Origin of the sequence: Bacillus sp. GZB, from assembly GCF_001975995.1 — a bacterium.
Taxonomy (GTDB): domain Bacteria; phylum Bacillota; class Bacilli; order Bacillales; family Bacillaceae; genus Bacillus; species Bacillus velezensis.
Genome location: NZ_MTQG01000017.1, coordinates 846,423 through 866,240, shown reverse-complemented (window position 1 = coordinate 866,240; position 19,818 = coordinate 846,423). Strand labels below are relative to the sequence as shown.

The following is a 19,818-nucleotide window of genomic DNA, read 5'->3' as shown; positions in this document are numbered from 1 at the left end:
ATTTTTCAAGCGGGCTTCTTCTTATTACACTTTCTTTACTTCATTAAAATATTCTTCAAGCGTTAATTGATGGTCATGGATGGCTTTTGCCGCTTTTTTGCCTACATAGCGTAAATGCCATGGTTCATACTCATACTTTGTGACATTTTCTTTGCCTTTAGGATAGCGGATGATAAAGCCGTATTCATACGCATGGTCTTTCACCCATTTGCCGTCTGCCGTGTTTCCGAACGCTTCATTCAGCTCATATCCGTTGCTTTTGCTGGAAATGTCCATGGCCAGCCCCGTCTGGTGTTCGCTTTGCCCTGGATATGCGACGGCTTCTTTCGCCTTTTTTTCACCTTTCAGACTGACTTCATTATCGAAAATAACTTTCTGTCTGTCATAAGAGCGGTATCCTGAAACGGCAACCAGGTCATAACCTTCTTTTTTCCCGGCGCTGAATAGTTCCGCCAAAGCATCGGCGGCAGGTTTGCGGATATATCGTTTCTCGATTTTCTCAGTAAAAGAAAATTCGACTTTCGGGATCACGAGATCATTCGGTTTATAATCTCCCGGCAGCGTGTATGTCTTATTCACGAGCGCAAGTGTATTTGTCGGGTTTTGAATGGTCTCAAGCCCGTTCACTTCTTTAATATCATTAAAATATTTGCTCTCCAATACAAAATCGCTGTTTTCTGCCTTCGTTGTTTTTTTGCTTGATGTGTCATCTGATTGTTTTGTTTCAGCTGCTGTTTTTGTGTCCTTGTGGCTGTCGCCGCCTGAAATGCTGCAGCCGGTTCCCACGATTGCGGTTACGCTGAGAGCGGCAGCGAGCGAAAACCATTTAGTGGATTTCTTCATTTTACACTTACCTTTCTTTTTTTGAATCAGGGCGATGCATAAAGAAGAGGGCTGCTTTAATCAGCATAACCCTCATCTCAAGTTTACGATACAGTATGCAGCGCCAGTTTAATCATATCATGAAAAGTCGTTTGACGCTCTTCTGCCGTTGTTTCTTCTCCCGTTAACACGTGATCGCTTACAGTCAGGATAGACAGCGCTTTTTTGCCGTATTTAGCGGCAAGCGTATATAAAGCAGTCGTTTCCATCTCTACGCCGAGAACGCCGTATCTGGCAAGCTTTTCGATTTGGGAGTCTTCATTGTAAAACTGATCGGCGGTGAATACGCTTCCGACCGCTACGGGAAGATTGTTTTTTTGCGCTTCCTGGTACGCTTTATGAAGCAGTTCGAAGTCTGCGCAAGGAGCATAATCTACACTGCCGAAGGCGACACGGTTCATCTGTGAATCCGTTGAAGACGTCATAGCCAAAATCACGTCACGCACCTTCACGTCATTACGGATGGCTCCGCATGAGCCGACTCTGATTAAGTTTTGAACATCATAGCTTTGAATCAGTTCATTCACATAAATAGAGATAGACGGAACACCCATGCCTGTGCCTTGGACTGATACTTTTTTGCCGTTATATGTACCCGTAAATCCGTACATTCCTCTGACTTCATTATAGCATTCCACATTTTCAAGATAAGTTTCCGCAATAAATTTCGCTCGGAGCGGGTCTCCCGGCAAAAGCACTGTATCCGCAATTTGGCCTTTTTCTGCGTTTATATGTACACTCATTTCCTTTTCCTCCTGCCTATTCAAACTCCCACCCATTGTACACTGAATAACGGTAAGAGACAATCATCAGCATGACTAGGGCGATCTTGGGCAGAATATGCGGGATGACAAGCCTAAAGAAAAAGGAGTGAACATAATGGGCAAAAAACAGCGCAACCGGGTGACCGGCCAGAAAAAGAACAATCACGTGCCCGTTTCAGACGTCATTGCAGCTGATGAAGCGCATGGAAAAGAGCATTCCGCCGCTAAACGGAAGCCTTAACACTGTCTTTCCCAGACAATACGGAAGCCGGCTGAAGATTCAGCCGGCCCCGTCTTACCTCGGCTGGACGAGCAGCCGGTTAATTTTGCTCCATCCCGCAGGGTTAAGCCTGTAATAGGTCTTTCCTTTTCTTCCTTCGTCTATGAGTATGACATCTCCGGTCGCTATGAATCTGGCTTGATAGTCGTTTGGGACCGTATCAGGCACATTAAAAACAGAAAATGCCCTTTCCAGTGCGTCTTGATGATTGTCAGCGGCCAACTCTGTCCGATAGACGACCCTGTATCCCTTTTTCTCGCCGTAGCGGGGTGTTTGAAAAATCGTCACATCATAGGCACAAGTCTTTTTTTTAAACACGGGCAGCGATAACAGCATCAAGATCCCTCCCTCTTATTTCTTAATAGTATTAGCGTTTTTTCTCATTTTTCCTGTCTCTATTTTTGTCGAAACGGATGATACTTTTCGTCAAAGAGCGCAAAAAGCGAAACGAGGCAAAGTCCGAGACTGAATCCGGCAAGGACATCCGTCGGAAAATGCGCGCCCAAATAAATTCTGCTGAATCCGATCAGAATGACGAGAACTCCGGTAAAGACGGTGACGGCCCGTTTTCTTTTCGTGAAAAACGGAACATGCTTGATCAAAAAGTAAGCGATGACGGGATACACCACTGCCGAATTCATGGAGTGGCCGCTCGGAAAACTGTATGAGGCTTCATGGACGAGCGGTTCAAAAGCGGGTCTGGCTCTTTCAATCAATTCTTTTATTTTTATGTTTACAATCCGTTCAATGAGAAAGAGAAGCGGCAAAAAAACAACATCCGGCGTTTTTTTGTACATATACAGAGCCGCGCCTGTCAAAAGAAGAAGCGGCAAAAGCACCGCGGTCGTGCCGAGCTCCGTTATCCATAACATCAATTCATTCAGCCAGGCAGCCCTGATCCTGACAGCCGCTTCTATCACACGCTCATCAAAAACCCGGACGGCTTCTATCCGGATCGCTGCTGCGAGCAGAATAAACAATGCGAAAAGACTTACTGGCTTGTACAACGTTTTCCCCCCATGTTTCATTCTCCCGAGCTGATTGAAAAAACCGAAGCTTTTTCACTTCGGTTCCGCAGTTTCAGTCTTCATCAAGCTCTTCGTCTATCATACATTTTTCTAATAAATAATCAAAGGTGATGTCGGCTATTTCGAAGATTTCCTCTTCACTCGGTATGTACCCGCGCATAGCAAGCTGACTGTAAAAATAATCAGCTATTTCTTCTGTGTCAATCACAAGATCTATTTCTTTCATGCAAACACCGCCTCCTTTTTTATGTTTTATGAAAAAACCGTTCAAATTATACCCGAAAGTTCTAAACGTTTTGTCCGCTCATATACTTTTAAAAAACAAGCCCCGGAGGGAGAAAAGATGATGACGAAAATGATGGCTTTATTGGACGGAGATGGATTTGATATCGTATTGGAAAAAGTGCTGAAAGGAATGTCGTTTGTAATCTTTGCCGGCTGTCTGCCCTGGTTTTTATATGTCACCGTCCGTTTTTTTGCCGGCTAGCTGAAATGCTCCCGCAGGCTTTCCAGCACAAAATTCATCATATCTTTATATTCTTCGTCACCGAACAAATGATAAAGAATCTTATAATCGTTATAAATATCAAGCAGCTCATCTACAATCGATACCGCCAGCACATGCAGGGCATCGGGATCATCAGCATCGCCTTCAAACTGAAGAAGAGCAGACGCGACGGTATCCTCGCCGATCTCATGAGATGCTTCCCCAACATAGTGGACAAACAGCAGCTGATGCACAAACTGATCCATTTCATATTTTCTCAGAACCAGCGTGAGATCCTCTTCCTCCGTTTCAAGCCACTCTCCGTCTTTCAGCCGAGTCAGCTCATAAATAATATCCTCCCAGCCATCCTCTAAATATCTCCATATTTCAGTTCTGTGACCGATGACACGGAATAATTCCTTTCCGTAGTCCTTTACATATACGACGTCGCCGATCAGAAATTCATATTCAATATCCAATTTCTCCATATCGACGATCACGCCCTCATAATCTTTATAAAGCTGGATGGACGATTCAAAATAAAGCACTTCATTATGATTGACTTCGTAAAGATAATGTTTATCAATTTGATGAACCTTCGTAATGGTGCCGACGGTTCCGTACATCACGACGACCACGATGTCTCCCACTTGAAATTTCGGTTTATCTGGCTTCATGCTGTCTCCCCCTTGCCGCGGACTGTCATACGCTATCGTATGCCGGCCGCCATAATTTCGCATGGGCATGAAAACCACAGGAAATATCTATTTCTGCACCTGTTCAAAATGTCAAAAACCGCAATATGCTTGTGCGTTTTTTCACTTACCGTAACAGAAGCGTCTGATGACATTCCGCTCTCGATCGACTGAGCAGTAACAATACTGAGACAAAAAGCTTCTATTTTTTATGAGTTTTTGTTTTTTTCTCTATGACGCAAAGGAAAATACCCGGCCCGAAGGCATGTTGACAATATCACCGCCGTGATGTTCAAGATTTGCCGTGAAACACATCATCGAAGGTGTATGGAGATCCAATTCCGGCTGCATATTTGCAATCGCTTGTGTATCATGAAGAACCAAACTCGTTTCGGCTTTCAATGAAGCCACAACTTCAATCCGCTTCAACCTTGTCACATAAAATCCCCTTTTCCGTCCAAACGTCAGTGCCTCATCAGTCTTACCTAATGGATCATTTGATTCCCCTCACTTCATTTAAATGTTTGATTATTTCTCCGTGAAAAGAGGCTCCTTACCCGGGACCCGCCGGCAGCAGGCCTGATCCGGTGAACTCTGCAGCTATACATTCTACTGCCTTATGATACGTGCCGTCAGGAAGATTTGTTTACGTGCTGATCAAAACGGACGCGTTGCGGGATTTGATCATACGGCACCTCATAAGCGAGTGATTTCAACAGAAAAAAACCGCACAATGTGCGGTTTTTCGTCAGGCGTGATGCACCTCGGTCTCATATTTTTCCCAAGCTTCATCAAATGTCGCCATCGTTTCTAAATAGTCGGCGCTCAGTTCTAAATAAGAACTGAGCTCGTGATAATCGCTTGACGTTTTCGGAAAGCCGTGATCTTCGTATGCCTGATTCGCAAACTGGCTGATTGCGTCCTGCGGCTTGGGATGCCTGTATTTCATCAAATAGTGATAAAAGGATTTCATGGGTTTCCCCTCCTGATGACTGTCTTTTGTTGTACTATTATACAATTCAAGTGTGAAATTACAACAAAAGAAGACTAGGAGAAGTCAAAATAATTCCGTTTCAAGATCCGTTCTGTCTCCATCAGCTCTTGATATGTGAGTGTTTCCGGTAATTTTTTTGCATCGACTAAAAAAAGCTGATTTTCGATTTCCGCTATGACCGCTTCCTCCTGATAAGTCATGCCGCAGGAGGAACAGGCGAATGCGGGTGTTTCTGTAATTTCTATGGCCCTCGTACCGTCAGGAAGCTCCCAGTACACAGCCGCCTGACAAGCTGACGCCTTCTGATTGCCGCACCACTCGCATGGCTTCACGGCGACTCACCTCCGACTTCCGATCCTGCTTTTTGCTCTTTCTTTTGCTGTGCAATAAATTTCTTTTCTTTCAATTCATCTCTCTTTTCCCTGCGGTCTTTCAGCGTTTCATGATCAGGGTTTGATGTAAATGTTTTCCTCCTGTCGATCCTCGATACATTTTCCGGTGTGAACGAAACCTCTTTGTCCGCGAAAATGGCGCTCAGTCCGACCGGCTCGTGTTTGGCCATTGTTCCCGGAAAAACAGATTCAAAATAGTCGTCGGCTTGATTCGGGATATAGTTTTCCGGCTCGGGATAAGATGTAATCACCCCTTCGAAGTTTCTGATCACAACTTTCTCCGGACTTTGGGAGAGCAAGTAGTTCGGCTGCAGGGCGATTTTACCGCCTCCGCCCGGGGCGTCGACGACAAAGGTCGGCACGGCAAAGCCCGTTGTGTGGCCCCTCAGTCCTTCAATGATTTCCAGCCCTTTTGACACAGGCGCTCTGAAATGGCCGATTCCCTCTGACAAATCACATTGATAAATATAATACGGACGCACGCGGATTTTCACTAAATCATGCATGAGTTTTTTCATAATCGGCACCGAATCGTTAATGCCTGCTAAAATAACGGCTTGGTTTCCGACCGGAACACCTGCGTTAACGAGCTTTTCACACGCCGCAACCGATTCTTCCGTCAGTTCGATGCTCGTATTAAAATGGGTGTTCAGCCAGACCGGATGATATTTTTTCAAAATCTCACAAAGGTTATCCGTTATCCGCTGCGGAAATACGACGGGCGCTCTTGTTCCGATCCGGATAATTTCAAGGTGGGGAATGTCACGCAGGTTTTTCAAAATATATTCCAGAATCTGATCGTTGATTAAAAGCCCGTCTCCGCCGGAAATCAGGCAGTCACGGATTTCCGGCGTCTCCCGGATGTAAGCGATGGCCGCATCAAGCTGTTTTTTCGGCACCCCCATTCCGATCTGTCCGGAAAAACGCCTTCTGGTGCAATATCGGCAATACATCGAGCATTGATTTGTCACCAGAAAAAGAACGCGGTCGGGATAGCGGTGCGTAAGACCGGGAACCGGTGAATCTTCATCTTCAAACAGCGGATCTTCAAGGTCATATTTCGTTTTGTGCATTTCTTCTGACAGCGGCACGGACTGCATGCGGATCGGACATCTCGGGTTATCGGGATCCATTAAAGAAGCATAATAAGGCGTAATGTTCAGGGGAATGGTCTTTACAGACATCCTTACGCCCTCTTCTTCCTCTTCGGTCAAATGAATGACTTTTTTCAGGTCATCGACGGTTCTTACAGTATGGGTGAGCTGCCACAGCCAATCATTCCACTTGTCTTCCGGCACATCTTTCCACAATTCAATCTCCTTCCAATGACGCTTCGGCTGAAACCATTTGTTTGTCAAACGAATTCCTCCTTATGAATGGCCAAACGTAAAGTCTTGCACCATATATTCATATTTTCGAGCCCTTCTGAAATGCGGCAGTTGTTCACAAGCCTGCCTCTGTAGCCGTATCCCGCATGGTACAAAACGGCATTCATCCCGTAAGACGCTGCACGGGCCAAGGAAAAAAGATGAATGATTCCCCGGCCAGCGAGTTCCTGCTCCAACGCTTTAAACAAGTGTGCTGTTACGGAGTTCCCCCTGTAATCTGACAGAACCGCGCAATCGGTCATTTCAGCGTGCCCCAATACCGGATTGATATCTGCGCTTGCCGCCCCAATGAGACGATCCTGATCGAATGCGGCATAATAGATGGTGTTTTCTCTCATTGTTTTTTTAATATAAAGGGGATTAAAGACAGGAGTCGGATAGGTAAGAAAAACATGTTTATATAAGTGCGTTAAACGGTCTGCATCATCTTCGTCCGCTTTTCTGAACATCAGCGTGCTTTCTGTCTGAGTCAGTCCCCGCCGCGGTGTCTCATATAAACGGTCAACAGTCGAATCTTCTGATACATATGAATCTGACCGTCTCCGTTCCTCTGATAAATAGCGCACCATCATAACAGCCTCATGCCCGTTGTAATACCCGTCTATGACACCCTCAACAATAAAAAGATGCTTGACAAATTCCGGCTCATCGCCGCGCTTGGCAAAGAAAATTACCTTTTGGGCTCCTTCTTGCTTTGCTTCTGCCAAAACGGCCGGAATAAGCGCCGTAATCTGCCCGTCATAACGAATGACTCTGAGCCGCTCATTGAAACGGTCTGCATCAATCTCGGCCGCTCCCTTTTCAGCCCTCAGTTCCTTTATCAGCTCCGTCACCCCCATCTGCCACCCCGCACCATTCCATGATAAAAAGAGAAATAATTTTGACGGCATCGATTAACGCCCGGATTTCAATGTATTCATTCGCCTGATGCGCCGCCTTGACTTCTCCCGGACCGAAGACGATGACCGGCGTCTGTCCCGCGTGCTGCAAAAGCCCTCCGTCCGTTCCCCACGGGGACGCTTCACGAACCGGTTTTGCCCCTTTCATTTTCTCAAAAGAAGATTCCAGAGCGGAAATCAGCGGATGCTCATCCGGGAGATCATTCGGAAGCCATTGAGCCCCAAACCATTCTATTTCCGCCGGGTGGTGTTTAAACCATTCATCTCGGTACTCCAAATCTTTCAGCCAGCTTGCCAGTTCTTCTTTTGCTGCTTCGGGCGTTTCATCCGGCGCTATTCCGCACCTGCCTTCTATCACCACACGGTCAGCTACCGATGATGGCCACGTTCCCCCTTGGACGGTGCCGATATTAATGGGAACCGGAATCGGAACGTCCCGATAAAGCGGGTCTGTGATACGGGCGTTGCGGACGTGTTCAAGCTCTTTAAGGGCTGTGATGACATGCAGGCTTTTTTCAATGGCGCTCACCCCTTCATAGCGGGTGCCGCCGTGTGCGGACAATCCTCTTACCGTAATGCGGAACCACATAGATCCTTGCTGCTTAACAAACAGCTTTAAATTAGTCGGTTCGGGAATAAGCGCCCCGTCAGCCTTGTAGCCCCTCATAACAGCCGCCAGTGTTCCCGCGCCGCCGCACTCTTCATCTACGACACTTTGAAACAGAACATCTCCTTTTAATGTAATCCCGCAGGCTTCAAGCGCTTCTAACGCAAACAAGAGGGCTGTATTGCCGCCTTTCATATCCGTTGAACCGCGGCCGTAAACTTTGCCGTCCTTTTCAACAGCGTTAAACGGTTCATACGTCCATGCGGCGGGATTTCCTTCCGGGACAACATCGATATGTCCGTTCAGTATCAGTGATCTTCCGCCCCCGGCCCCTTTCTTTACGGCTGTGATATTCGGGCTTTCATGGAAGTCTTCACGTTCCGATACAAAATAAGCATGCTCTTTCAAATGTTTGACACTCGGCTCCCACACATCAATATCCATGTCGAACTGTCTCAGTTTTTCTAAAACGACTGCCTGTGCGTTAAATTCATGGCCGAACGTGCTTTTTTCCCCGATCAGCCGTTTCAGCAGGCTTACCGCTTTTGCTGTGTTTTCTTCCGCCCACTCAGTGACTTTCTTTTCTAATTGATCCATGGACAGACCCCCTTTTAAGAAAACATTCTCCCAATCTGATTTCGGCATCCGTTGTTTGAATGACATCGTCTATGGTCGTGCCATTCAGCAGTTCCTCAAGAACAAAAGCCCCATCATCTATGCTGATGACGGCTTTCTCTGTAATGATGAGATCTGCACAGCCCGCTGCTGTAAGCGGCAATGAACAGCTTTCGACCAGCTTCGGCCGGCCTTTCTGATCGGTGTGGCTCATGACGACAACCACTTTTTTCGCGCCTTGGGCAAGCTCCATCGCCCCGCCCATTCCGGGCACTTTTTTCCCCGGCACGAGCCAATTGGCGAGATCACCTGTCCTGCTGACTTGGAGCGCGCCTAAAATGGTAATATCTATCAGCCCTTTTCTGATCATGGCAAAAGACAGAGCTGAATCAAAATAGGAAGCACCCTTAACTGTACTGACAGGAAACCCGGCCGCATTGCATAAAAGCTCATCCTCCTCTCCGCGCTCCGGACTGCCGCCGATCCCAAGGACGCCGTTTTCCGCCTGCAGCATTACCTCCATGCCGGCCGGCAGAAAGTTCGGCACTAAAGAAGGAATGCCGATCCCCAGGTTGACAATCATACCTGAGGTAATTTCACTGGCGGCCCGCCTCGCGATACTCTCTCTTTCCGCTATTCCCAAGCCCATCTCCACTTCACTCCTTCACTTTGCACGACACCCTCCACGAAAACGCCCGGCGTTACAATATGCTCGCTGTCAAGTTCGCCGGCAGGCACAATCTCTGCCGCCTCAGCAAATGTTCTTTCGGCCGCCGCAGCCATCAGAGGGTTCATATTGCGCGCCGTTTTGTCAAACGTCAGATTCCCGAATTCATCAGCAGTATGTGCGGACACAAAAGCGAAATCAGCCGTCAGCGCTTTTTCAACTAAATAGGACTTTCCGTCAATCGTTACGGTTTCTTTGTTTTCACAAACAGTTGCGTTATCAATGCCGATATCAGTTAAAATACCGCCTAGCCCCGCTCCGCCTGCGCGAATCCGTTCAGCAAGCGTCCCTTGCGGCGAAAATTCCACCTCAAGCGCTCCGTCAGTCATTTGTCTGCCCGCGACAGGATTTGAGCCGATATGGGAAGCGATCAGCCTTTTCACCCGCTTATGAACGATAAGCGGGCCGATGCCGATTTCCGGAAATCCGGCATCATTGCAGATGACGGTCAGCTCTTTAACGCCGCTCTCCAAAATCGCTTCGATTAATGACGGAGGTGAACCCACTCCCCCAAAACCGCCGAACATAATGACAGATTCGTCCTTGACATCGGCAATTGCTTCATGAATATCGATTTTTTTATGAAAAATAGACATATCAGCTCAATCCTTCTTCATCATTTTTTCAACTTCTTCTGCGGCCTGGGAAAATAGATCTGACAGCTCATCCAGCTCGGCATATGAAATCGTGAACGGCGGGGCAATGATGACGGCGTCTCCTTCTCCGCTGTCAATGCCGGGCTTTGCAGGGTAGATAAGCAGGCCCCGTTTTTTTGCCGCTTTAATGATTTTTTCGGTGAAGCCCTGTTTTTTCGAAAAAATGTCCTTCGTCGTTTTATCCTTAACGAATTCAACCCCGATCAGGAGGCCTTTACCGCGGACATCCCCGATCACCCCGCTGCGCTCTTTGATTTCTTCTAATTTCCGCTTCAGCATTACGCCTTTTTCCTCTGACTGCCGGAGCAGCTCGTGTTTCTTAACATAGCGAAGCACTTCAAGCGCCGCTCTTGCACAGTATGGGTTGGCACTGTACGTATGTCCGCTCATAATGACCCCGGAGCCCCGCTTGATCGTTTCAATGATGTCATCAGACGCAACGGCTGCCGCTATCGGAGCGTAACCGGCGCCTAACCCTTTTCCGAGCACCGCGATATCAGGTGCGATCCCCCAATGCTCAGAAGCAAGCATCCGCCCTGTTCTCCCGAGCCCCGTCATGACTTCATCCGCGATAAACAAAATACCGTGCCGGCGGCAGACCTCCTCAAGCGCTTCATAATAACCTGCCGGCGGAGTGATGGCTGCCCCGGCTGCTCCGACAATCGGTTCTGCGACAAATCCCGCGATAAATGAGGAACCGATCCGTTGAACAGCCGTTTCCAGTTCAGCCGCCGCAGCTTTCACAAATTCCTCTCCCTGCAGCTCAGAACGATACATATTAGGGGCTGAAACGGCCGGAAACCGTTCGAGCAGCTGGGTGAAGCGATATCTCCGTTCGTAGAACCCCGATAATGAAAGCGCTCCCAAAGTAATGCCGTGGTAACTGCTCCATCTTGATAGGAAGACGGATTTTTGGTATTGCCCTTTTTCCTGCCAATATTGAACAGCCATTTTCATCGCTGTTTCGACTGCCTCTGAGCCGCTGTTTACAAAAAATGACCAATTCAGCCTGCCCGGCAGATGATCGGCCAGAAATAAAGCCAGTTCTTCTGCCGGAGTACTGGTGAATTGCGAGCGATACACAAACGAAACGGAGTCAAGCTGCTCTTTTAAAGCTTGTATAATATCCTCCGTGCCGTGGCCGATATTGCAAGTGACCGCCCCCGATGCTCCGTCAAGATACTTGTTCCCCTCCTGATCATACACATATGATCCCTTTCCGTGACTGACTGACGGATAATTTGCGTCAAGCTCCGGTTTGATTAAATAGCTCCCCATATCTTTCCACCTCAAAAACCCATTTGCTTCATTGTATGAACAGATGAATAACCGCATTCTTATCCTTCAGAAAGTTTTTTGCAGAAAATACCTTTCTGTAAAACAGGCTGCCGGAGATGTCCCGACAGCCTGAAGAGCGTTCTGGAAATTCTATTCCTATTGTTGATTTTATTCTTTGCTCAGCTCATCATCACATCATTTTTGATCTGAATCAGTATAAGCAGAAGGCGGAAAATTCCCGTCTTCTTTACCGTATGGGAATCAATATTTCACACAAATGATGATTCACCTTTTGTAAAGTATACCTTTCAATAATAGGCTGTTCTCTGATTGATAAATTATTTTTTTCGATCTCAGAAAAAACAGTATTCCAAAATCCACTGACTGCCTCTTTTGTGTGATCAAGCAAGAAGACAGCGTACTTCCCTCCGGAAAATGTACCGATCCGGGCTGGTTCAGGCACATGGTCTTGATTGATAACAAGACAAACATCATAACGGCATTTCTCTTTAGGAGTACGATTCGGATGGTCTTGCGGAATTCCTAAAATGACAGAATGATCAAGCAGACCATTCAATTGCGCCCAGTTTTTAAATGACTCCATCAGTTCTTTGTTTTGCTTTTCGCCATACTCTCCGATATTTCGGAAATAAGCAATTCTTGATTCAGGTAATTCTTCAATCGTTATGTTCACATTTTCGCCCCCTTTTCCAGAAGGTAATATGTATTAAAATGTTTTTCAAGCTGATTTTTTCAGCATGGAAATAACAAAAAGCCTGCAGAAAGTGATGTTCTCTGCAGGCTGATTTTCATTATAGGATTTTTTCAGTCTAACAAATAAAAGCCGCACCGACGATGATTAATAAAATAAACAATACCACAATCAGCACAAAAGTGCTGGTTCCGCCTCCGCAGCCGCCGTGCCCGTAACCATAGCCAAAACTGCCGCAACCGTAGCCATATCCGTACATACGCAAATCATCCTTTCTTCTTACGATATACGGCATTGTATGCGGGCCAACTCCCAATTGGTTTATGCGAATGCCCAACTATGTAAGAAAATAATGAAAAATTGTATGCACGCGCCGAAATCTTTTGAAGCCGAGTTTTTCATAAAAGCGGTTTACACCGTCCATCCCGGACGTCACAAGGTATACAGTTTCCATGCCGTTCAGCTTTGCCGCCGCCATCAGCTCATTCATCAATATCGATCCGTAGCCTTTTCGTTGGAATTGATCCAGAATTGCGACTTCTTCTATTTTTGCGGTTTTATCTGCTTTGTTGATGAAAAGCTCTCCGCAGCCGATCGGAATCGTTTGCGAGGCGTCGCTGTAGCACACGACAAGCATAACCGTTCCGTCCTTATACAAAGGATATTTCCGCTCAAGCTTTTGTTCGGCCGCCGCCTCGCCAATGTAAAGGGCATCATAGATGTTCATAATAGACGACCCGTCGGCGAGGCTTTTTTCCGTCCCCCAAGCAGTGAGCGGGTGTCCGGCCTGCAGGTCACCATTTTCCAGTTTCCTTGCAAAAAACAGCTCATCTTCCACTACGCAGCCCTGCTTTACCAGAGTTTGTTTCAGAAGAAGCGGAAACGCGTGCTCCGGAGCCGCTTTCACATGAATATAATTGGCTTGAAGCATGCCCGGAACGGACGAAAAAAACGGCAGCAGTTTGTCTAACGGAAATGTACGGTGCAGCTGAACAAAGTTATGCGAAAAAATCTGCGGCAAAAAAGGGTCCGTATATACACTGAAATGCTCGAACCTCTGAATGCCGGAAGTAAGCTCTATATACTGCTTCTCGGTTTTATCAAATTGATCGGTCATAAAAGCTCTCCTTTTCCTTACACATCCAACTGCATCTCTCAACCTTTTGTTATATTGAGATTTCTCATAATTTCATCGTACACCGGATAGAACGGCATTCCAATTGGTAATTGTTTAATTTGCTGAAAGGAAATGGGTATCGCCTTCTGATTCGCAAAAAAGCGTTTCGCTACGTCATGACTGATCGGATGGAGAACCCCTCTCAAATAAACATAAAATTCCCGTTCAATGCGAAACAGCATTCTCCCGGGCAGATGTTGAATACAGCCCGATGTCCCCCTGCTGATCGGCGGACCGTCCGGAAGCGCTTGTATTTCGCCCCGTTCTAAAGCCGGGATGTCATGCCGTTTAAATCGGTAAAAGCGAAATGCGCTATGATCAACCAGCCTTTTCTCCCCGTCTTCTATAAAATAAACATGAAACTGATCCCTGACGAGCTGAAAATTCGGAATACTGCCGGAGTTCTCTTCCTCATATTGAAATAAAAACGGATCCGGAATGATGACGGTTCGGCCTTCATATAACGTATGCCAGCGCTCGTTTACAGGCTTCCTTTTATTTCGGTCAAGCTGATATACTTTCTGGTCCGTCCCTTTTACAAAAGACCCATCGATCAGGACAGACGGAATCGATTGATACGTGTTCTGAAATGAGTGAGGTGTTTTATAGGTCGTATCCAACACTTCTTTTATCGGCAGAAATGATGTAAATGTGTTGAGCCTGCTCCAAAAAACAGAGTCTCCGTGATTCCAATGCATAACATCTTCGTCCCAAAAGCTGCCGAACTTCTCTTTCACACGCTCAAGCAATGATCTCCGGTGCATCACTGAACAGTGATCAACGAGAAAAGCGGCCTGATCAAGCACCTCTTCAGCAAAACGATAGAAGTGGAATTGTTCTGTTCCGCGCCCGTTTACATGTATCACCTTCTGGCTGGAATAGACGGCATCAAACTCGCTGCATTGATTTAGCGCTTCCGCCATGCGGCTGAGCCTATCCGGATGAAATACGGTGTCGTCTGTCAAATAAGTGATGTATTCGCCTTTAGCCCGTGAAAGCGCATCATTAATCAAAACGGCATACCGGGTCGACTTCAGCCGTTCGGCAGGATTGATAAAACTGTTGTCATAATATATGCGATGATCTTTTATATACGTACTGATGGCAGCCGAGGTTTCTTCATTTGAATGATCATCCATCACAAACAGCTCCCAATTGCTGTAGGTCTGATGCAAAACACTTTCAATCGCCTGTTTCACAAGATCCGGTTTGTTGTAACTCGTTAAGATAATTGAGATCTTCTTTTCCATCCCATCACCCCTTCTGTAAAACGTAAAAAACGGCTCCGAATGAGACAGAGCCTGATATCCGTTATTAAAAAGCACCCCAGCTGACGATGCTTGAAATCGCGACGTTTGATCTCGTATTATTGAGCGGATTTTGAAAAACGGCCAAATCTGACAGTACTTCTTTGACAATTACGTTTTGCAGTGTGCTGCCGTTAATCAGATTGACACGCGATACAGGAACCCCAAGCTCTTTTGCCATTACAAGCTGACGCCGCAAATCTGAATGATCTCCGGACGGCTGACGGGATAACAAAAGAAGAAGAAGCAGTACGAGCTGAAATTCCTCCTCAAAACCCCCGTGTTTTACAGTTTCTTCTGAATCCAAAGTATTCCTCTCCTTCATTTTTTAATCTATACAACGTATGTCATACTCTTACAATCCGCATAGGCAAACAAAGCCTGATTCGAAAATTCAGCTGTTTGATTAAATATTGAAAAAAACACAAGCAAAACGGCATTCGACTTATACCAATCTCTTCAATCAGGAATATGAATAAACGTGAGGTTGAAATTGTTAAAGGAGGTGTATGTCCGCATGAGCGAGGATCGTTTGGAGCTTAAAAAGAACTTATTGAAAACTCTTTTAGCCCCTGTATTTGACAACAGCGCTTTATCTGGCGGCACAGATGGAGGAGATAACGTGAAAAACAGCGTAAAAGAATTATTGGAATCGGCAATTGATGCAAAAGTAGATGAAGCAGCGGCGAAAGACAGTCTCAGCGCACAATCTGTATTGGGAAGCGGTATTTCATTAGCGGCGAGATGGATTTTTGCAAGAATCCAGCCCGGCACTGTCATCAGCATTGTGATGGATTCAGGAGACATGATCGGCCCGGTTCAATTTGTTGCCTTTGACGAAATTCACGGAATCGTTTTTGTTACGCAGGAAAATTCCGTTACACCGGCAGGCTCTGCTACAACATTGCTTGACGTCGACAAAGTTGAAAGTGTCACGTTCACTTCGTAACAGCATATGAACGTTTTATATATCCGTTCAGGATATAAAGGCATATACACGTATTTTGACCGCTGGATCGAGGAAGGCTTTTTACAGTCTTCCGTCCGCTTTTTTTCTGTTTCTGAGTTTGAGGAAGATACCATCCGCAGTATACGGGCATTCAAACCAGACATCAGTCTGATGATGACGGGAGACCGTATTCCGTCTGAATGGCTTCAATGGCTGAAGACAGAACAGATTCCCGTTTATCTATGGATGACGGAGGATCCTTTTTATTTCGATGTGAGCATGACAATCGCCCCTTTCGCCGATGCCGTTTTGACGATAGAACAAAACGCGCTTGATGCTTATCGGCAAATGGGCTTACAGCACGTATATTATGTACCGATCCCCGTTAATCAGCGGCTTTTTAAGAAACAACCTGCTGAAGCCTCTCTTCACACAAATCTGCTTCTGATCGGATACCCGTATCCGAACCGCGTTGAACTGGTGAAAGCAGCGGCAAAGCTTCCGTATACGCTTCGTATTATCGGGAAGGGATGGCGCAGACATCTGCCTAAAAAAATCGCCAGGCAGCAAAATGTGCTCGTAATGGATGAATGGATTGCACCCGAACGTGCCGCATTATATTACAACAGCGCAGACGTGGTCTTAAACCCTCACCGTTCTTATCGGTTTGCGCTCAATCAGAACGGACGCGGCATCGAAAATATCAGTTTAAATACAAGAAGCTTAGACATTGCGGCTTGTCAGGCCTTTCAGCTGACAGACCTTTCTCCCGCGCCCCCGTTTTCATCATTTGTTTCTTACAGCGGGTTTGCAGATTTTGCGGATAAGATCCAATTTTATATGACAAACCCGGGTGAACGTAAACAAATCGCGGCGCTTAATTACCAAGAGACAGTACCAGCGTACACGTATGACCGGCTGCCGGCTGTGCTTTCGGCTATCCGTTCCAAGACTTTCTCATGAAACGCTCTTCACATCAAAAAGCAGCTTGGATAAGCTGCTTTTTTTATGTTTATTTTCCGCTTCTGTCAGTCAGTTTTCTCGGGTCAACCTGTTTATTGACCTGCGGGTGAAAGCCGATTTTATCAGCGATTCTTTCCCATGGCACCATTTTAAAATTTTGATTGGCCTTTTGGCCGTGATCTATATTTTCTCCGTCCTGTGCGATAAAAAGGCCGAACGGATATTCAGGCCCCAGCCCGAAACCCAGAACGTCAATTCCGTCTGTATCGCTTGTGCCGTCTGTTTCAGGCCCGTCTGTTATCTGAAAGTCCGCAACATATTTGTTCTGTCCCTGTCTTTCATAAATCGCGTAGCTGCTGTTCCCCTGGCTTGATGCAAGCAAATAACCTTTCCCGTCAGCAGCGTAGTAAATCGTCAGTCCTTCAATATCAGGGGTTAAATGCCTGCCGTCGGCACGATCGATCACCGTTCCGTTACTGCCGCCGTCCGGCTCAGCGCTGAACTTCCAGATGGCCTCATCTTCTTCTGCGATATAAAGACTGCCGTATTCATCGTCTGCTGCCATCCCTTCTGTCTGAGAATTCATTTTAAACGCCCTTACCTTTTTACCGGATATGTATCCATTTTTATCCGCATTTAATTCGTATTGTTCAAATTCGCCTTCTTTCCCAGTCACCATCGCGTAATATTTTCCTGTTTTTTGACTGTGGTACAAGCTGAAACCGTATACTTCATCAATTGCTGACGCAATCGGGCGGTCTGGGTCCGTAATGCTTTGTAATGTGCCGTTTTTCCCGTCAATGGCGTAAATCTCAATGGTATTCTTTCCTTCAGACCGATTGGATGCCGCCGCAATATCGACTTTTTTTCCGTTCAACGGAAAATCATAGCGGATATCAACATTGTTCAGCTTCCCGGTAGGATAGGAATGAAGCATCTTTCCCTCTAGGCTGTACACGACTAAGCCTGATTTTTTATTGGTTGTGATCAATTTGCTGTTCTGAGGATTCTTGGAGTCCAGCCAAATTGCAGGATCATCAGCTGCATCACCGGCTGTATCAACCGGCTCCGTTTCTGCCGCCGCATTCACGGTAAAATGATAAGGATCAGACAGCTTATGCTTGGCCTGGGAAGAAACCGCACCGCACGTGAGCATCAATCCGGCTGCCGCGGTTAACAAAAGTGTTTTTGAATGATTCATTTTCCATCCTCCTTTTATGAACGTGCACTTTAATTGTAAAATACATACAGGAAGTTCAGTGTTAAGTTTTTGTGAAGATTGTCCGCATGTGAGAATTTATGAAGAGAAAAAATTGACGTGAGCAAATATTCTCGATGAATATTTAGTACATTGTTTTATTTGTAAGTTATATTCTATTAATCGGGTAAAGAGATATGAAAGCACATCAGATTAATGTTTTTCTCTAATTTTTGATTTATTGGTTTCTTTCATTAACTCGCTGAAATTGTTCAACATATGATGCATGGTAGAGAAACGAGAGTTGGAGGATAAGCCATGCCTAAACAGCAAGCAGTAGAGCTACAACCGTTTTTTCACGATAAAACTGTTCTCGTCACAGGCGGGACAGGATCAATCGGAAGCCAAATTGTAAAACGCCTTTTGCTCTTAACCCCTAAAGAAATCATTGTGTTCAGCAAAGATGACAGCAAACAATATGTGATGAAACAAAAATACGCGGATGAACAAAGACTGTCGTTTGTGCTCGGCGATGTTCGTGACTACAGAAGAGTCAACCAAGTGATGAAAGGTGTTGATATTGTCTTTCACACAGCTGCGCTGAAGCAGGTTCCGACATGTGAGGATAATCCCTTTGAAGCCATTCAAACCAACCTTATCGGCGGACAAAATGTCGCAGAAGCCGCTTTGCTGCAAGAAGTGACACATGTGATTAATATCAGTACCGATAAAGCCGTTTCCCCGGTAAACACAATGGGAGCTACGAAGCTGTTGTCCGAGAAGCTGTTTCATCAGGCGAATCATCATGTTCAAAACCGCGGTACGGTATTTTGTTCGGTCCGCTTCGGCAATGTGCTAGGTTCACGCGGTTCCGTTATTCCTATTTTATTTGAGCAGTTGATGGCAGGCGGTCCGCTCACCATTACAGATAAAAACATGACGAGGTTTTTTATGTCGATTGATGATGCCGCAACGCTCACCCTGCAATCTGCGGCGATTACAAAGGGCGGAGAAACGTTTATTTTTAAAATGGAGTCCCTGAGGCTCAAAGAACTGCTTCACGGATTTGAAGAATATGCGTTCCGGCATGGACTGCCGCGGCCAGCCGCTGTTGAAGTGGGAAAACGTCCCGGTGAGAAGCTTCATGAAGAACTGACCTCTCCCCATGAGACGGAATCTTTATATGAATGGGGCAATCTTTACGCGATATTGCCCGACCCCGCCAAACATCCGGAATTTCGGAAGGTCAATCTCCCCAGATATCAATCCGATCAGGCGCCGCTCATCACAAAAGACACAATCGTAAAGATTATTGAACGATTACATGAAGAAAAAAAAACATAGAAAAAAGGCCTGTCTGATAGGCAGGCCTCATTGCTGAGCTCTATTTTTCAAATAAATGCAGGCAGGCTTCATAGCCCTCTTCCTTCAGCTTGTCTTTCGGAATAAACCGGAGTGCCGCAGAGTTAATGCAATAACGGAGACCGCTTGGCCCCGGGCCGTCATTAAATACGTGGCCTAAGTGGGAATCCGCTGTTTTGCTTCTCACTTCCGTCCGGATCATCCCGTGGCTTGTGTCCAGTTTTTCGTCAACCTCTTCTTCCTCAATCGGTTTTGTAAAACTGGGCCAGCCGCAATGAGAATCGAATTTATCCAGAGAAGTAAACAAGGGCTTTCCCGATACGATATCAACATACAGCCCCTCTTCTTGGTGATCCCAGAATTCATTTTGAAACGGCGGTTCCGTTCCGTTATTTTGTGTGACTTCATATTGCATACGGTTTAATGATTTGATTTTTTCTTCTTTATTAAAAGTCATC

Annotated in this window: 27 protein-coding genes; 5 read left to right on the top strand and 22 right to left on the bottom strand. The window is 46.1% G+C overall.

The annotated features are described in order from the left end of the window. Positions 1 to 24 precede the first annotated feature (24 nt). Together BXO87_RS15420 and deoD are read right to left on the bottom strand one after the other, a co-directional pair. Entirely contained in the window at positions 25 to 843 is an 819-nt protein-coding gene (locus tag BXO87_RS15420) for a M15 family metallopeptidase (protein WP_007407945.1), read from the bottom strand. Positions 844 to 926: 83 nt separating this feature from the next. Then, positions 927 to 1,625 carry a purine-nucleoside phosphorylase gene (gene deoD / locus BXO87_RS15415; RefSeq protein WP_003153702.1) on the bottom strand — a complete coding sequence of 233 codons (699 nt, stop codon included), beginning with the start codon at positions 1,623 to 1,625 and terminating at the stop codon, positions 927 to 929. Positions 1,626 to 1,761: 136 nt separating this feature from the next. Here deoD and BXO87_RS20600 point away from each other — a divergent pair, with 136 nt between their 5' ends. After that, positions 1,762 to 1,887 carry a hypothetical protein gene (locus tag BXO87_RS20600; RefSeq protein WP_003153701.1) on the top strand — a complete coding sequence of 42 codons (126 nt, stop codon included), beginning with the start codon at positions 1,762 to 1,764 and terminating at the stop codon, positions 1,885 to 1,887. A gap of 54 nt (positions 1,888 to 1,941) precedes the next feature. Here the strand turns inward: BXO87_RS20600 and BXO87_RS15410 are convergent, their stop codons facing one another. From BXO87_RS15410 to BXO87_RS15400, 3 genes are all read right to left on the bottom strand, one after another. Continuing rightward, on the bottom strand, positions 1,942 to 2,262 hold the full coding sequence (locus tag BXO87_RS15410; RefSeq protein ID WP_003153700.1) for a YodL domain-containing protein: 321 nt from the start codon (positions 2,260 to 2,262) through the stop codon (positions 1,942 to 1,944). Between the two features lie 59 nt (positions 2,263 to 2,321). Further along, on the bottom strand, positions 2,322 to 2,933 hold the full coding sequence (locus BXO87_RS15405; protein WP_038458469.1) for a phosphatase PAP2 family protein: 612 nt from the start codon (positions 2,931 to 2,933) through the stop codon (positions 2,322 to 2,324). A 73-nt stretch (positions 2,934 to 3,006) separates the two neighbouring features. Further along, complete coding sequence (locus tag BXO87_RS15400) at positions 3,007 to 3,180, bottom strand: YozD family protein (RefSeq protein WP_003153696.1); 174 nt, start codon at positions 3,178 to 3,180, stop codon at positions 3,007 to 3,009. Between the two features lie 117 nt (positions 3,181 to 3,297). On the opposite strand from BXO87_RS15400, the gene BXO87_RS20865 reads away from it, so the two are divergent. Beyond that, positions 3,298 to 3,441 carry a hypothetical protein gene (locus BXO87_RS20865; protein ID WP_012117771.1) on the top strand — a complete coding sequence of 48 codons (144 nt, stop codon included), beginning with the start codon at positions 3,298 to 3,300 and terminating at the stop codon, positions 3,439 to 3,441. Here BXO87_RS20865 and BXO87_RS15395 read toward each other — a convergent pair. The 15 genes from BXO87_RS15395 to cgeC all read right to left on the bottom strand — a co-directional run bounded on the left by BXO87_RS15395 (position 3,438) and on the right by cgeC (position 15,195). Next, positions 3,438 to 4,118 (bottom strand): hypothetical protein, encoded by a 681-nt coding sequence (locus tag BXO87_RS15395; protein WP_003153690.1) that lies wholly within the window; start codon positions 4,116 to 4,118, stop codon positions 3,438 to 3,440. The genes BXO87_RS20865 and BXO87_RS15395 overlap by 4 nt on opposite strands. A gap of 249 nt (positions 4,119 to 4,367) precedes the next feature. Further along, on the bottom strand, positions 4,368 to 4,574 hold the full coding sequence (locus tag BXO87_RS15390) for a VOC family protein (protein WP_038458472.1): 207 nt from the start codon (positions 4,572 to 4,574) through the stop codon (positions 4,368 to 4,370). A 310-nt stretch (positions 4,575 to 4,884) separates the two neighbouring features. Further along, positions 4,885 to 5,109, bottom strand: coding sequence for a YozE family protein (locus tag BXO87_RS15385; RefSeq protein ID WP_007407941.1), 225 nt, complete (start codon positions 5,107 to 5,109; stop codon positions 4,885 to 4,887). A 74-nt stretch (positions 5,110 to 5,183) separates the two neighbouring features. Then, positions 5,184 to 5,462, bottom strand: coding sequence for a YokU family protein (locus tag BXO87_RS15380; RefSeq protein ID WP_020955949.1), 279 nt, complete (start codon positions 5,460 to 5,462; stop codon positions 5,184 to 5,186). Next, positions 5,459 to 6,880: a lysine 2,3-aminomutase gene (gene kamA, locus BXO87_RS15375; RefSeq protein WP_007612018.1), complete on the bottom strand. Its 1,422-nt coding sequence runs from the start codon at positions 6,878 to 6,880 to the stop codon at positions 5,459 to 5,461. The genes BXO87_RS15380 and kamA overlap by 4 nt, the downstream gene beginning before the upstream one ends. Then, complete coding sequence (gene ablB / locus BXO87_RS15370; RefSeq protein WP_038458796.1) at positions 6,877 to 7,749, bottom strand: putative beta-lysine N-acetyltransferase; 873 nt, start codon at positions 7,747 to 7,749, stop codon at positions 6,877 to 6,879. The genes kamA and ablB overlap by 4 nt, the downstream gene beginning before the upstream one ends. Continuing rightward, on the bottom strand, positions 7,712 to 9,019 hold the full coding sequence (locus BXO87_RS15365) for a peptidase (RefSeq protein ID WP_108655009.1): 1,308 nt from the start codon (positions 9,017 to 9,019) through the stop codon (positions 7,712 to 7,714). The genes ablB and BXO87_RS15365 overlap by 38 nt, the downstream gene beginning before the upstream one ends. Next, entirely contained in the window at positions 8,985 to 9,680 is a 696-nt protein-coding gene (locus tag BXO87_RS15360; RefSeq protein ID WP_007612023.1) for a 3-oxoacid CoA-transferase subunit B, read from the bottom strand. The genes BXO87_RS15365 and BXO87_RS15360 overlap by 35 nt, the downstream gene beginning before the upstream one ends. Beyond that, positions 9,665 to 10,354 (bottom strand): CoA transferase subunit A, encoded by a 690-nt coding sequence (locus tag BXO87_RS15355; protein ID WP_012117777.1) that lies wholly within the window; start codon positions 10,352 to 10,354, stop codon positions 9,665 to 9,667. The genes BXO87_RS15360 and BXO87_RS15355 overlap by 16 nt, the downstream gene beginning before the upstream one ends. A 6-nt stretch (positions 10,355 to 10,360) precedes the next feature. Then, on the bottom strand, positions 10,361 to 11,692 hold the full coding sequence (locus tag BXO87_RS15350; RefSeq protein WP_038458800.1) for an aspartate aminotransferase family protein: 1,332 nt from the start codon (positions 11,690 to 11,692) through the stop codon (positions 10,361 to 10,363). 247 nt (positions 11,693 to 11,939) lie between these two features. Then, positions 11,940 to 12,386, bottom strand: a complete 447-nt coding sequence (locus tag BXO87_RS15345; protein ID WP_038458803.1) for an AraC family transcriptional regulator — start codon at positions 12,384 to 12,386, stop codon at positions 11,940 to 11,942. 136 nt (positions 12,387 to 12,522) lie between these two features. Further along, entirely contained in the window at positions 12,523 to 12,663 is a 141-nt protein-coding gene (locus BXO87_RS15340) for a YjcZ family sporulation protein (protein ID WP_007612029.1), read from the bottom strand. Positions 12,664 to 12,741: 78 nt separating this feature from the next. Next, on the bottom strand, positions 12,742 to 13,521 hold the full coding sequence (locus tag BXO87_RS15335; protein ID WP_038458805.1) for a GNAT family N-acetyltransferase: 780 nt from the start codon (positions 13,519 to 13,521) through the stop codon (positions 12,742 to 12,744). A 38-nt stretch (positions 13,522 to 13,559) separates the two neighbouring features. After that, on the bottom strand, positions 13,560 to 14,831 hold the full coding sequence (locus BXO87_RS15330; protein ID WP_038458808.1) for a glycosyltransferase family 2 protein: 1,272 nt from the start codon (positions 14,829 to 14,831) through the stop codon (positions 13,560 to 13,562). Between the two features lie 64 nt (positions 14,832 to 14,895). Next, entirely contained in the window at positions 14,896 to 15,195 is a 300-nt protein-coding gene (gene cgeC / locus BXO87_RS15325) for a spore maturation protein CgeC (RefSeq protein WP_007407929.1), read from the bottom strand. Positions 15,196 to 15,405: 210 nt separating this feature from the next. Between cgeC and BXO87_RS15320 the strand changes: the two genes are divergently transcribed. Both BXO87_RS15320 and BXO87_RS15315 read left to right on the top strand, forming a co-directional pair. Further along, positions 15,406 to 15,837 carry a hypothetical protein gene (locus BXO87_RS15320; RefSeq protein WP_029326144.1) on the top strand — a complete coding sequence of 144 codons (432 nt, stop codon included), beginning with the start codon at positions 15,406 to 15,408 and terminating at the stop codon, positions 15,835 to 15,837. Between the two features lie 6 nt (positions 15,838 to 15,843). Next, the gene (locus BXO87_RS15315) at positions 15,844 to 16,800 is read left to right on the top strand and encodes a CgeB family protein (RefSeq protein ID WP_032873360.1); all 957 of its coding nucleotides are present in this window, start codon (positions 15,844 to 15,846) and stop codon (positions 16,798 to 16,800) included. A 49-nt stretch (positions 16,801 to 16,849) separates the two neighbouring features. Here BXO87_RS15315 and phyC read toward each other — a convergent pair whose 3' ends face one another. Then, positions 16,850 to 18,001 (bottom strand): 3-phytase, encoded by a 1,152-nt coding sequence (gene phyC / locus BXO87_RS15310; protein WP_038458813.1) that lies wholly within the window; start codon positions 17,999 to 18,001, stop codon positions 16,850 to 16,852. A 315-nt stretch (positions 18,002 to 18,316) separates the two neighbouring features. Here phyC and BXO87_RS15305 point away from each other — a divergent pair, with 315 nt between their 5' ends. Continuing rightward, complete coding sequence (locus BXO87_RS15305; RefSeq protein ID WP_038458816.1) at positions 18,317 to 19,342, top strand: SDR family NAD(P)-dependent oxidoreductase; 1,026 nt, start codon at positions 18,317 to 18,319, stop codon at positions 19,340 to 19,342. Positions 19,343 to 19,382: 40 nt separating this feature from the next. Here BXO87_RS15305 and msrB read toward each other — a convergent pair whose 3' ends face one another. Continuing rightward, on the bottom strand, positions 19,383 to 19,817 hold the full coding sequence (gene msrB, locus BXO87_RS15300; protein WP_038458822.1) for a peptide-methionine (R)-S-oxide reductase MsrB: 435 nt from the start codon (positions 19,815 to 19,817) through the stop codon (positions 19,383 to 19,385). Position 19,818: the final 1 nt, after the last annotated feature.

Excerpts from the sequence above, each read along its gene's own strand:
- BXO87_RS15420 (WP_007407945.1), bottom strand. The coding sequence starts at position 843 with ATGAAGAAATCCACTAAATGGTTTTCGCTCGCTGCCGCTCTCAGCGTA.
- deoD (WP_003153702.1), bottom strand. The coding sequence starts at position 1,625 with ATGAGTGTACATATAAACGCAGAAAAAGGCCAAATTGCGGATACAGTG.
- BXO87_RS20600 (WP_003153701.1), top strand. The coding sequence starts at position 1,762 with ATGGGCAAAAAACAGCGCAACCGGGTGACCGGCCAGAAAAAGAACAAT.
- BXO87_RS15410 (WP_003153700.1), bottom strand. The coding sequence starts at position 2,262 with ATGCTGTTATCGCTGCCCGTGTTTAAAAAAAAGACTTGTGCCTATGAT.
- BXO87_RS15400 (WP_003153696.1), bottom strand. The coding sequence starts at position 3,180 with ATGAAAGAAATAGATCTTGTGATTGACACAGAAGAAATAGCTGATTAT.
- BXO87_RS20865 (WP_012117771.1), top strand. The coding sequence starts at position 3,298 with ATGATGACGAAAATGATGGCTTTATTGGACGGAGATGGATTTGATATC.
- BXO87_RS15395 (WP_003153690.1), bottom strand. The coding sequence starts at position 4,118 with ATGAAGCCAGATAAACCGAAATTTCAAGTGGGAGACATCGTGGTCGTC.
- BXO87_RS15385 (WP_007407941.1), bottom strand. The coding sequence starts at position 5,109 with ATGAAATCCTTTTATCACTATTTGATGAAATACAGGCATCCCAAGCCG.
- ablB (WP_038458796.1), bottom strand. The coding sequence starts at position 7,749 with ATGGGGGTGACGGAGCTGATAAAGGAACTGAGGGCTGAAAAGGGAGCG.
- BXO87_RS15360 (WP_007612023.1), bottom strand. The coding sequence starts at position 9,680 with ATGGGCTTGGGAATAGCGGAAAGAGAGAGTATCGCGAGGCGGGCCGCC.
- BXO87_RS15355 (WP_012117777.1), bottom strand. The coding sequence starts at position 10,354 with ATGTCTATTTTTCATAAAAAAATCGATATTCATGAAGCAATTGCCGAT.
- BXO87_RS15350 (WP_038458800.1), bottom strand. The coding sequence starts at position 11,692 with ATGGGGAGCTATTTAATCAAACCGGAGCTTGACGCAAATTATCCGTCA.
- BXO87_RS15340 (WP_007612029.1), bottom strand. The coding sequence starts at position 12,663 with ATGTACGGATATGGCTACGGTTGCGGCAGTTTTGGCTATGGTTACGGG.
- BXO87_RS15335 (WP_038458805.1), bottom strand. The coding sequence starts at position 13,521 with ATGACCGATCAATTTGATAAAACCGAGAAGCAGTATATAGAGCTTACT.
- BXO87_RS15330 (WP_038458808.1), bottom strand. The coding sequence starts at position 14,831 with ATGGAAAAGAAGATCTCAATTATCTTAACGAGTTACAACAAACCGGAT.
- BXO87_RS15320 (WP_029326144.1), top strand. The coding sequence starts at position 15,406 with ATGAGCGAGGATCGTTTGGAGCTTAAAAAGAACTTATTGAAAACTCTT.
- BXO87_RS15315 (WP_032873360.1), top strand. The coding sequence starts at position 15,844 with ATGAACGTTTTATATATCCGTTCAGGATATAAAGGCATATACACGTAT.
- phyC (WP_038458813.1), bottom strand. The coding sequence starts at position 18,001 with ATGAATCATTCAAAAACACTTTTGTTAACCGCGGCAGCCGGATTGATG.
- BXO87_RS15305 (WP_038458816.1), top strand. The coding sequence starts at position 18,317 with ATGCCTAAACAGCAAGCAGTAGAGCTACAACCGTTTTTTCACGATAAA.
- msrB (WP_038458822.1), bottom strand. The coding sequence starts at position 19,817 with ATGACTTTTAATAAAGAAGAAAAAATCAAATCATTAAACCGTATGCAA.